The following is a 12,138-nucleotide window of genomic DNA, read 5'->3' on the forward strand; positions in this document are numbered from 1 at the left end:
TTTGATTGATAAAATTCTTTTTATTCTTGCCGAAGCGCATCCACAGGATTTCGATTTGCTGTTCGGGTATAGTTTATGGTTGCAATAACGGCTATCATCAACAGTATAAATAGACTGCATACGGCAAAAATGGCCCAGTGCAAATCCATTTTAAAGGCAAAGTTCTGCATCCATTTGTCCAATGTAAGCCATGCACCCAACAACCCTAATACTACTGCTGGAACTGCAACGTATTCCAAATCAGAGATAAATGATTTTAATATGTCCGATAGCGTGGCCCCGCTTATCCTTCTTATGGCCAATTCTTTTCTACGACGTGTTGATTCGTTGAACGTATACCCTAACAAGCCTATAATGGTAACCAGCAAAATAATGGCGTTACCAATGATCATAGCATTCCGGAAGCCCTTTTGTCCTTGGTAGGCATTCAACTGTTCCGTCTCAAGACTCTTGACCACCGTATCCTCATGAGGGAAACCCAAATTGACTACGGTCCGTATCCTGTCCATGATACCCTCTTGAACTCCATTGCTCGCCTTTATCATAATATTGAATCGTTCGGAAGGATCTTCAATTTTAAGCTCTTCAAACTTTTCCTCAGGCTGATAAAAAAACACGGATGGTCTCATATCAGGATTAGAGATCGATTGAATCACAAAATCTGGAAAAACTCCACGGATGGTTGTACTCTCATGTTGGGTCAAGGCAATCTGCTTTCCTACAACCCCATCGGTCCATCCATTGTTCAGTTTGAGTAATTCAGCCCCTCTTTTGCTTATGACCACATCATTGGGAACCGCTTGATTGCTGGAAAAACCTTCTCCTTCATCCACATGAATGCCCAAAATGGATAAATAGTTACTGTCCACTTCATAAAAATCAGCTACATTGAACAACTCCCTTTTACCATCTTGTGAGAGCACATTGTTTCCTGACGCGCCACTTACGGGGTCGTCATCCCCAAGACCTACCATTTCAATGTCTGGCATGGCCCGAAGCTCGTTCAGCACCATTCCAATCTTGTTACCATCCATTCCCTCAGTGGACACATAATATACACCCTCCGCAGTATAACCGTGATCGGCATTCTTCATATTGTTGTACTGCAGCGTAACAAAAACCAAAACAGTGAGTATAAATGTGGCTCCTACAAACTGAAAAGATAAAAGAACCAATTTCCATTTGCTTTTTTTCTGTTGATAGCTCCTAAAAGCTGTTGCAACGGGGATGCGTGAAAAGAATCGACCTGGGAAATAACTCGTGACGAACACAAGGAAAAGTATCAACACGACCAGAGGCGCAATGACGTATGGGTTCAAAACCGAGGTCAAGTCGTGCCCCCATTGAGCTTCCGCCAATGGTTTTAAGCCCCATATCAATAGCAGTGCCCCGACAATTGAGATGGCAAAAACAACAACGGTCTCGGAAAGAATCATTCGTTGCAGGTTTTTAGTGTCAGCACCACAGGTTTTATGTATGGCGGAACTTTTGGCCCGGGCAATCAATGTTCCCATGGTCAACAAAATGTAGTTCATCAATGAAACAAACAAAACCGAAAGGGCTATAGTGGCCAGAATCAGAATCATATCCTTTACATTGTCCACCTTTATTTGTTTGATGGGTTTGAACGAATACTCAAGTACAACCCCTTGGTTTTCTTCTTCCAGCTTTTCAATATCCTGATGCTTTACCTGCATGGCCCGTACCGCTGGGGCCAAATCTGACGGTGTTGCCCCAGGGCTTAATTTTACGCAAGCGTAGTACCTGTCGTTTCCCATCCAATTTTCGGTGCCATCCCATGTAAATTGATCGGTGGATACCATGGATATCAGCACATCGTACTCATAGTTGGTGTTCTCGGGAAGGGTTTCGAATACACCTGCAATGGTCAGTTTTTTATCTGGATACGCTTTGATGCCTATGACCTTTCCCATAACATTGCCCCCCATGTTGTCCGCGATTTCTTGAGATACCATACAGGTCATGGGGCTTTTTAAAATTTCTTCGGGGTTTCCACTTATCATGGGAACTGGGAGCACATCAAATAAATGCTCATCGGCCAATGATACCTTGGCATCGTAACTGTTGAAGTCATCGGTATAGATCATATGGTCTCCCAAGGGGTTGAGACGGGTAGCTGCCTCAATACCCGGCACTTCAGCTTTAAGTCCTGGGGCAACGGCCCCACTGACCCTTGGATAGCTCTCCATTTCGTTGGAGGATTTGTCCATATTGAAGTTTTCATGAACTAAGTAGATCCTGTCCGCATCTGGATAAAAACTATCATAACTAAAATAGTACAGTACTTCAGACAGAAGCAATATCCCAAAAGCCAAACCTGCCGTTAAGGATACAATTCTGGTAAGGGAATGTTCCCCTTTTCGGAACAATCTTCGAAATGCCAATTTTAAAAAGTTCATCATGACTTAAAAATTTATTCGTTCCTTAGGCTTTCCACTGGATTTATATTGGCCGTTCTATAGGTTCTTGCCCCTATTACCGCCAATGCAACCACTACCATCCCTACTCCGCTTACCATGAACACCCACCAACTCAGTGATGTTTTATAGGCAAATTCCTGCATCCATTCTTGAATGAGGTACCATGAAATGGGTACGGCAATGGCAAAGGCTATCCCCACCAAAATCAAAAACTCTTTACAGAGCAATAGATTGAGTTGGGCCAGGTTGGCGCCCAAAACTTTGCGAACACCAATTTCTTTAACTCTTCGTTCTGTAGTATAGACCACCAAGCCCATGAGGCCCATACAACTGATCAGGATGGCCAGACCTGTGGCCCACTTTAAAAGCTGTACGGTACTTTTTTCACTTCGGTAAAAACCTTCCACCATTTCATCCATAAACTGGACCTCCAATTCCTCATCCGGATATACCGAGGCCAAAGCTTGTTCCACTGCATCAATGGACTTTGTCCATTGTTCGGGATTCTTGCCCAAGTCAAAATGGATATTGGTAAAGCTCATACCATTATAATGTCCTTTTATGGCCAATGGTTTTATATCCGAACGTAAGGATCTTTGGTTGAAATCCCGCATCAATCCCACAATGGGAATTTGAAGCGTGTCCAGTTTAACAACGGTCCCTACCACCTCTTTTGGGTCTTGGAAACCAATGGCTCTTGCAAAGGTTTCATTGACAACGTACTCATCAATACTATCATTCATTCGTTCCCTGCCCGCAAGCAACGGAATCCCGTATGTTTTGAGATAGGTGGTGTCCCCCATCAATATTTCGGTTGGTTGATGTGTTTCGTTGCCATCCTTAAAATAACTTAGCATTGTTGAGGACATGCTGTTGGATGCAGGTGGGGCACCTCCCTTGCTCACGTTGGAAAGACCTTCGATGTCCTTTATTTGGAAGAACAACCTTTCTTTCTTTACTTTCGATGCATCTCTCCAAGGAGTCCTAACATAAGCTACGGTCTCGGTATTGATACCCATATCGGAATTCATCACAAAATGCAGTTGTTTGGCCACCAACAAAGTTGCAATCACGAAGACTTGGGCCACAACAAACTGAAACACCGTTAAGGTCTTACGCAGTCGTACACCTTTGTCGCCTTTGGTAAATTGCCCTTTTAAAACAGTGGCTGGCCTGAATTTTGACAAAACAAAAGCTGGATAGAATCCGGACAGCAGACTTACCAATACCACTAAAATCACGATTCCTATGATTCCCTTGACACTGTAAAGCACGGACAAGTCTATTCCCTGTGGCAGGAAATCCGCAAACTGGCGGAGTAAAAATGGTGCCATTAGAAGGGACAGCATAGTGGCCATTGTGGTCAAAATAACGGTTTCTCCCAAAAATTGCCGCACCACTTGCTTTTTCGAGCTTCCCAAGGTTTTGCGAATCCCTATCTCTTTGGCTCGTGTCAATGCTTGTGCAGAATTCAGATTGATAAAATTGGCACAACCGAGCAATAAGAGGAACAATGCCACAAAAGCAAGGCTCTTCAACACCTTCATGCTGGCCACATGATCCGAGTTGTTAAAAGGGTAATCCTCGTGCTCTCCCCCAAAATGTATGTCCGATAGTGCTTGTAGTTGGAACAATCTTTCATCATTGGCGGCCCAAGTTGCCGGATTTTTATGCTCCTTGGCCAAGGCATCCAACCGAGATTGGATTCCTGCTACGCTTGACTCATCCTTGACCCTTAAAAACAATTGGTCCCCAGAACTTGTGCCATTCCATCTATCATTGGTGGCTATATCCTTCCCATTAAACATTTTGGCCGATGAAAGGGACATGAACTCATTGAACTTGAGGTCAGTGTTCTTTTCAAAATCAGCTACAACACCGGTTACCTTTACATTTATGGAATCGTTGTAGAGCAATGTGCTCCCAACGATATCCGTCATGTTTTTGTGTGGGAAATACTTTTCGGCCTTTTTCTGGGACAACACAACCTGTGCCGGTTCGGATAATGCAGTTTGCTTGTCCCCGGCCAGCCACTCGTAATCAAACAATTGAAAGTAGGCGTCATCCGCTAAAATGGCATCGTTTCCATCTTTAAAAAGTAAGTCCTGTTTTTTGTTCTCTATCTTGGAAAAGCTGGTGTTCATAAAAGGTGCCGTGAGTTCCACCCCTGGAATGCCTTCCCTGAAAGTGCGCATCAATGGAACGGCCACTCCCCTGTTGGGAAATTCATCCCCCTCTGACTTAAAAAGTGAGGTTACCCTATAGATTCTATCCTTATCCTTGTGAAAGGTGTCAAAGGAAAAATCAAAATAGATTATGGCCCCAATGACCAAGGCCGAACAGAGACCGATGGAAAGCCCTATGACATTGATCAAGGAAAAAAGTTTGTTCTTTAAGATGCTTCTCCAAGCTATTTTAAGGTTGTTCAACAACATGGTTCGTTTTTTTTTGTTGATTTATTCTGTTCGTAGGCTTTTGACCGGGTTTACAATGGCCGCTTTTATACTCTGATAACTTACCGTCAAGAGGGCCACACCCACTGCCAACAGAGCCGATAATGCAAAAATCCACCAAGGAATATCGATTCGATAGGAGAAGTCCTGTAACCATCTATCCATGGCATACCAGCCCAATGGCAAAGCAATGATCACTGCTAGTCCCACAAGCTTTAAAAAATCCACGGATAATCGGTAGACGATCTGCCCCACACCAGCACCCAGTACTTTTCGAACGCCGATTTCCTTGACACGTTTTTGTGCATTGAATGTGGCAAGGCCCAACAGTCCCAAACAAGCGATTATGATGGACAACAGGGTGAAAATCATAAAGATCTGCCCCAATCGTTGCTCGGCTTCATAGCTTGTATTGAAGGAATCATCCATAAAATAATGGTCAAAAGGCTGTGTGGGGGCCATATTCCTCCAAATGTTCTCTATTTCCGCCACGGTTTGCGCAACATCACCCCCATTGAGTTTAATGGCCAAATTACTTGCATATTCCCCTCCATGGAAAAGGGCCAATGCCCCAACCTCATCCCTGAGGGTTTCGTAATGGAAGTTTTTTACCACCCCGATTACGGTGGATAGGTTTCCTCCTTCATCCAAATCGCCCACGAATTGGGTCCCGATGACACTTTCAGGGGTTTTTCCCAGAATGGCCACGGCCTTTTCGTTTAGGATTACGGCTGATGAATCCGTAGCAAACCTGTCCATGTCAAAAGCCCTTCCCGAAATCAAGCTCAGGTCGATAGTGGAGAGGTAATCTTCGTCCACGGCCCATTGCTGCATGTTGATGGATTTTTCCTGGCTACGATCTTCTGCCAGCAAATAGGTTCCGCTACTTCGTGCTGATGGCGTAGGTAAATAGCTGCTCAAAGTTGCACTGTTCACTTGGCTTATTCGTAGAACAGCATCCTTGAACGCCTGTTTTTTCCCTTCGAGTGAATTTACCCCGCCAATGATCAATACCTGGTTTTTACCATATCCAAGGTCCTTGCCCTGAATAAAGCGAAGTTGTTGAAAGACGGTCAACGTGCCCATGATCAAAAACACCGATATACTGAATTGAAATATGACCAAGGCATTCCTGACCCTACCGCCACCGATGGAGTTGTCTCCTTGTCCCTTCAGTACTTTTGCCGCCACAAAACGCGACATAAAAAATGCTGGGTAGCTTCCTGAAAACAAACCAAGAACCAAGGCAGCAACAAGTAAAATCAACCAAAACAAGGGGTTTGAATAGGGTATGGAGAGCTCTTTGCCCGCCAAATCGTTGTAAAAAGGCATCGCGACCGATGCTATGATCAATGCAAAAACCAAAGACCCCATTGCAATCAAGCCGGATTCCGTCAAAAACTGACCGATCAACCCACTACGCTGTGAGCCCAAGGTTTTTCGAATCCCGACTTCCTTTGATCGCTTCAAGGAATGGGCCGTGGACAGGTTCATAAAGTTCACACTGGCCAATACCAATAGAATAATGGCAATCGCCCCAAGAATGTATACGTTTTTAATGTCGCTCACTGCACTGAACTCCGGGCTTCTTTTTGAATGTAAATGAATATCGGTCAGCGGAATGGTGGAATAGTTCACATAATTCCCCGAATCCAAAAATTGTTGTTCGGTAATGCCAGGAAAGAATCTTTGTGCGTAGGGAATTAGGTATTTCCCGACCATGGCCTGCATTTCGTCCTGAATATCCGAGCCCGTTGCGCCTGGAACCAACTTCACAAAGGTGAAGTAATTATGGTTTCCCCATTCGGCAAGCTGTGCATCTTCATACCCTGACATGGAAAGGAAAAGGGGCTTGTCCTTGAAAATAGAGTTCTTGGGAAGGTCTTCCATTACTCCTGTGACGGTATACACATCCTGGTCGTTGATCACAAGGGTTTGCCCGACGGCTTCATCCACGGGAAAGTGTTTTTCCGCAGCCGTTCTTGTCATAACCAAGGTATTGGGTTCCACTAATGCCGTGCGCTCGTCCCCATACAACAACTTAAGGCCGAACATCTTGAAAAGAGTGGAGTCTACATAGGATATATGGGGCTCCCTTACATTGTCCATCACATCTTGTGGGCGAATGAACACACTCCCAATGTTCCTGAACCTTGCGGCCATTTCCACTTCCGGTATATCTGTAACCATGGCTTGAGCCATGGGTGCCGATACCTCTGCCGACCTCTGTGCCGCTCCGCCAAATTTCATATCTGAATTGATTCGGTAAATGCGATCGGCATCAGCAAACATTTTGTCGTGGCTCAAATCGTCATAAATATAAAGACCCAGCAAAAGCCCTCCAGCCATTCCTATGGCTAATCCAAAAATATTGAGAAATGTGAAGAATGGCTGTTTTTTAAGGCTTCTCCAGGCTATTTTGATGTTGTTCTTAAACATGGTCCTTTGTTTTTTTTAATTGATCTATTCCGTTCTCAAACTACGGGCAGGGTTAGATTTTGCCGCTCTAATTGCCTGAAAACTCACTGTCAAAATGGTCACGGCCAAGGCTCCCATCATGGCCAGGGCAAAAATCCACCATTTCAAAATCACACGGTACGGGTACTCCTGTAACCAACCGTTCATCACATAATAGGCGATGGGCACCGCAATAAAACAAGAGATAACCACCAGTTTTAAAAAATCCTTGGAGAGCATGTTCCAGACATTGAACACCGAAGCACCCAACACTTTTCGCACTCCTATTTCCTTGGTTCTTTGCTCGGCCACAAAAGAGGTAAGTCCAAAAAGCCCCAGACAACTGATCAAAATGGCGAGAACCGTGAAAATTCCAGATAGTCTGCCAATACGAACCTCGGAGGCGAACTTTTTGCCGTACTCTTCATCCACAAAATCGTATTGAAATGGTATATTGGGGAAGTGTTCTTTAAAAACCCTTTCGATTATTGCTATGTTTTGACTAGCGCTCTGATTTGGGTTCAACCGCATATTATAGTAGGAACCGTTTCCGTATCTATCAAAAACGTACATCCCTTGTTTAACCGGTTCATAGGGGGATTGGGCAATCATATCCTGTACCACGCCTATGATTTTCTTCGGTTCAAAGGGATTTTCCTCATCGGTATCCGTTATGAATTTGCCCACAGGATCTTTGAGGCCCATGTATTTAACCGCTGACTCGTTCAAGAGTACTGCGGAGGAATCGGAGGCGAGCTCTCGTGAAAAATCCCTTCCGGCAACAATCTTCAAATTGAGGCTTTGGACATATTCTGGAGACACTTCGGTCCAAGCAAAATCTTCTTGAAATCCTTCAGGCTTCCCCTCCCAGTCAAATCCACTTCGGTTAGACCAAATTCGGGTAGTGGGCGCACTGGAAGTGGACATTTCGGTAACAGCTCCGGAATTGATGAATTCTTCCCTCATCAATTCAAACTTTCCTGTAAAATCCTTGCTCATCGTCGGCACCTGTACCAACCCTTCCTTGTCATACCCTATCGGCCTGCTTTTTGCATGGTTGATTTGCTGCATCACGATGACGGTGCCTATGATAAAGGCCACCGAAACAGTAAACTGAACCACTACCAAAATCTTACGGGGCAATCCAGAGTGCTTCCCTGCTTTAAAAGTGCCTTTCAATACATCAACGGGCTTAAATGAGGATAGATAAAGTGCAGGGTAACTACCTGAAAGTAGGGCCGTAATCAATATAAAAGCCAATGACGCCCCCCAAAAACCAAGGGACATCCACGGAAACTCCATCTCTTTTCGGGCCAATTCATTGAATCCGTTCAGGGATAAGACCACGATAAATACCGCAATCACAAAGGCCAACAATACCACTACAAAAGACTCTCCCAAAAATTGATTGATCAATTGGCTTCGCTGAGATCCGATGGACTTCCGGATACCGACTTCCTTCGCTCTTTTTTCTGAGCGCGCAGTGCTCAAGTTCATAAAATTGATGCACGCTAGGAGCAGTACAAATACGCCAATTATCCCAAATAGCCATACATATTTTATTCTCCCCCCTGTTTGTTTTCCGTTCTCAAAGCGGGAACGCAAATGCCAGTCTTCCATGGGCAACAGGAAAAGCTGAGGGTTAAATTCCACTGTTTCCTCGTTGAGCTCTTTCTTTACTTCCCTAATCTTGTTTGTAACACCTTCCATGGTTGTATTGTCCGCAATCTGGACAAACATTTGAAAGGAATTGTTTCCCCATTGGTCTTCCGCATTATCAATCCATTCATTCACGGATACGTACTTGTCCCAAGGCATCAGAAAATCGGTATCGCTGAAAGAAGTATTGAAAGGGAAATCTTCAAAGACCGCGGTAACCATCATATTGTACTGACTGTTGACCTCTATGGTTTTGCCAATAGGGTCTTCGTTCCCAAATAATGCATTGGCAATGGATTCAGAAAGCATAATGGAATTGATTTCGCGAATGCCATCCTTTTCTCCTTTCAAAATATTGAGATCAAGCATATCCGGGGCCGCTCGCTGCACAAAGTTTCCTTCCCGTGAAATACTGGTTTCTTTGTATTTAAGATACTGGGGCGTAGTCCAAGACGACATGACCAAATGCTTAAAATTATCCATGTAACCATCCCTGAAAGCTTTTTCCAAAGGTCTTGGAATGGCCGGCCCAGTACCGGTTTCGCCATTAAACGTCTGAGACTGATAGACCATTGCTATCTGGTCTTTGTGAGGAAAATAATCGTTATGGGAAAGTTCGTCTTCAATCCATAGGCCAATAATTAAGGTTACGGCCATTCCCAAAGCAAGGCCACCTACATTAATAAAGGTATAGGCCTTGTTCTTGGTAAGGTTCCGCCAGGCAATTTTTAGATAATTCTTGAACATGATTGATGGTTTTTTGATTGATTTATTCTGAACGTAAACTTTTTACCGGATTTACACGAGCTGCATTAATTGCTTGAAAACTAATGGTCAACATGGCTATGATTATGGCAATGCCCCCTGCTATCACAAAGGCCCAGGCATTTATGGAAATTCGATAGGCATAGCCCTCCAGCCAATTCTGCATAAAGAACCAAGCAATTGGAATGGCAATGACAATGGCCATGAGGACCAATCGCATAAAATCTTTGGACAGCAGGCCAACAATTCCGGTAACACTAGATCCCAATACCTTACGGACACCTATTTCCTTTCTTCGTTGGTCTGCGGTAAAGGCCGACAGCCCAAACAATCCCAAGCAGGAAATGAGTATGGCGAGCACTGCAAAAATCTGGGAAAGGCTTCCTATCAGTTTCTCGCTCTTAAACTTGGAATCATACGCATCGTCCACAAATTCATATTCAAAAGGAAAGGCAGGATTGAACTTTTTCAGCGATGCCTCCATAGCGGCCAATGCCGTTGCCGTTGCGATACCCGATTTGGCCTTCACATACATAAAACGGGCTTCGCTTGGGTCGTTAAAAAAAATGACAGGGTCACTGGATCCATACATATCGTCATATAAATAATCTTTTACCACCCCGATTACGGGATAGTCCTCTTCCACCGTTTTGCCAATGGCACTGCCGCTTCCCATCAATTTTGCAAAAGTTTCGGTTACGATGATGTTGGTACTATCTTGGGCGGGATTCTTACTAAAACCCCTTCCTTCAATAATTTCCATTCCTGCGGTATTGAAAAAATCGGATGTAATATTTCTGACCGAGACCAAAACATTTTCGGTATCTACTCCCCCTTGCCATTCTAACCCAGATGTATTGTTTCCTCCAGAAAGGATGTCGGAATTATTAAGTCCGATGCTTTCTATCTTTCCCGATGTCTTCATATCCTCTTCAATGGGAATGAAATTTTTGATCATATCCCCAGTCACTGGTATTTTGACCAGATTTTCCTTGTCATAGCCTAAATCACGTGCTTTTACGTGCTGTATCTGTTGGTAAACGATAATGGTACTGATGATAAATACAATGGAAACCACAAATTGAGCTGCTACCAATCCTCTTCTAATAAACGCAGCACTTCCATTTGTTTTTCGTGTTCCTTTTAATACCTCCACTGGCCTAAAAGAGGACAAATAGAAGGAAGGATACCACCCGGCGACGATACCACAGACCAACGTAATGCCCACTAGGGCAAGTAAATGAACGGGGTCTAAAACACGTAGCTCCAATTTCTTGTCAATCAACATATTGAATTTCGGCAACAGTAATTTTAAAAGCAGTACGCTAATTAGAGTGGAGATGGTAGCGGTTATTACGGCTTCTGCCATAAATTGGGAAATCAATCCCTTTCTGCCAGACCCCAATACTTTTCGCACTCCAACCTCATTGGCCCGTTTTTCGCTGCTGGCAGTTGCCAAGTTCATGAAGTTGATACAGGCAATCAACAAGATGATGATCGCAATAAGGCTGAACAGCCGAACGTAGGTAATTTGGCCTCCTACATTTTTTCCTCCCTCAAAAGTAGACCTTAAATGCCACTCTTTCATTGAGAACAAAAAAGCAACGGTTTCATCATCTTCGGTCTTTTCGGGAAGTATTTGCTTCACTTTCTGATTGACAACATCAAAATTCGCTTCTGGAGAAAGTTCCACAAAAGTGTCAGAAAAATTAGCTCCATATTCCTTCATCCAATCCTTCCCTTTTGCAAATCGTTCAAAAGGAGCTAACCAATCAAAACTATAGGTTACGTTATTCGGTAGATCCTCGTATACGCCCGAAATCGTATAATTGGTTTCATTATTTATTTTAACCACTTTTCCAATGGCAGAAGAATTTTCCCCAAATAATTGCTTTGCAGTTTCTTGTGAAATGATGATCGCATCCACCTCATTGAAAGCGGTTTCCAGCTCACCTTCAACAAAGTTTAAGCTGAACATGCTCAAAAAATCAGGATCTGCGTACCTTCCGCTCTTATTGATCGATATTTCATTTGCCCTAAATAAAAGATCTTCGCCTTTTGTTCTAGCTGCACCTACAATACCGGGAACTTCTGCTTTCAAAACCTCTGCCAACGGACCGGGAGTGGCCTCAAAAAAAGTTCTCCACTCGCCATCGTACTGCTGATTGGTAGGCACATAATACACCACATCCTGTTTGGCAAAATTTTTATCGTACCCTACCTCATCCTCTACCCAAAGTAAGATCATGGCGGCACATGTAACCCCAATAGTCAGTCCAAAAATATTTAGCAAGCTGTAGCCCTTATTTTTCCAGAGGTTCCGCCATGCGATTTTTAGGTTGTTATTGAACATGATTGATGGT

General features: G+C 43.8%; 5 protein-coding genes. All 5 read right to left on the minus strand.

Annotation, left to right across the window (positions count from 1 at the left end; translation table 11 throughout):
• Positions 1-20: 20 nt before the first annotated feature.
• From EO132_RS02275 to EO132_RS02295, 5 genes are read right to left on the minus strand one after another with little or no spacing between them, the layout of a single operon-like run.
• Positions 21-2,423: an ABC transporter permease gene (locus EO132_RS02275; RefSeq protein WP_127136414.1), complete on the minus strand. Its 2,403-nt coding sequence runs from the start codon at positions 2,421-2,423 to the stop codon at positions 21-23.
• A gap of 11 nt (positions 2,424-2,434) precedes the next feature.
• Positions 2,435-4,876, minus strand: a complete 2,442-nt coding sequence (locus tag EO132_RS02280) for an FtsX-like permease family protein (RefSeq protein WP_127136415.1) — start codon at positions 4,874-4,876, stop codon at positions 2,435-2,437.
• A 21-nt stretch (positions 4,877-4,897) separates the two neighbouring features.
• Entirely contained in the window at positions 4,898-7,333 is a 2,436-nt protein-coding gene (locus EO132_RS02285; RefSeq protein ID WP_127136416.1) for an ABC transporter permease, read from the minus strand.
• A 24-nt stretch (positions 7,334-7,357) separates the two neighbouring features.
• Positions 7,358-9,757, minus strand: a complete 2,400-nt coding sequence (locus EO132_RS02290; protein WP_127136417.1) for an ABC transporter permease — start codon at positions 9,755-9,757, stop codon at positions 7,358-7,360.
• Positions 9,758-9,779: 22 nt separating this feature from the next.
• Positions 9,780-12,128 carry an ABC transporter permease gene (locus tag EO132_RS02295; protein ID WP_127136418.1) on the minus strand — a complete coding sequence of 783 codons (2,349 nt, stop codon included), beginning with the start codon at positions 12,126-12,128 and terminating at the stop codon, positions 9,780-9,782.
• Positions 12,129-12,138 lie beyond the last annotated feature (10 nt).

Origin of the sequence: Flagellimonas oceanensis (assembly GCF_003992595.1) — a bacterium.
In the GTDB taxonomy this organism is placed as follows: Bacteria; Bacteroidota; Bacteroidia; order Flavobacteriales; family Flavobacteriaceae; genus Flagellimonas; species Flagellimonas oceanensis.

Bases quoted from the DNA above. Each gene is read 5' to 3' on its own strand.
- EO132_RS02275 (WP_127136414.1), bottom strand. From the start codon at position 2,423: ATGATGAACTTTTTAAAATTGGCATTTCGAAGATTGTTCCGAAAAGGG.
- EO132_RS02280 (WP_127136415.1), bottom strand. From the start codon at position 4,876: ATGTTGTTGAACAACCTTAAAATAGCTTGGAGAAGCATCTTAAAGAAC.
- EO132_RS02285 (WP_127136416.1), bottom strand. From the start codon at position 7,333: ATGTTTAAGAACAACATCAAAATAGCCTGGAGAAGCCTTAAAAAACAG.
- EO132_RS02290 (WP_127136417.1), bottom strand. From the start codon at position 9,757: ATGTTCAAGAATTATCTAAAAATTGCCTGGCGGAACCTTACCAAGAAC.
- EO132_RS02295 (WP_127136418.1), bottom strand. From the start codon at position 12,128: ATGTTCAATAACAACCTAAAAATCGCATGGCGGAACCTCTGGAAAAAT.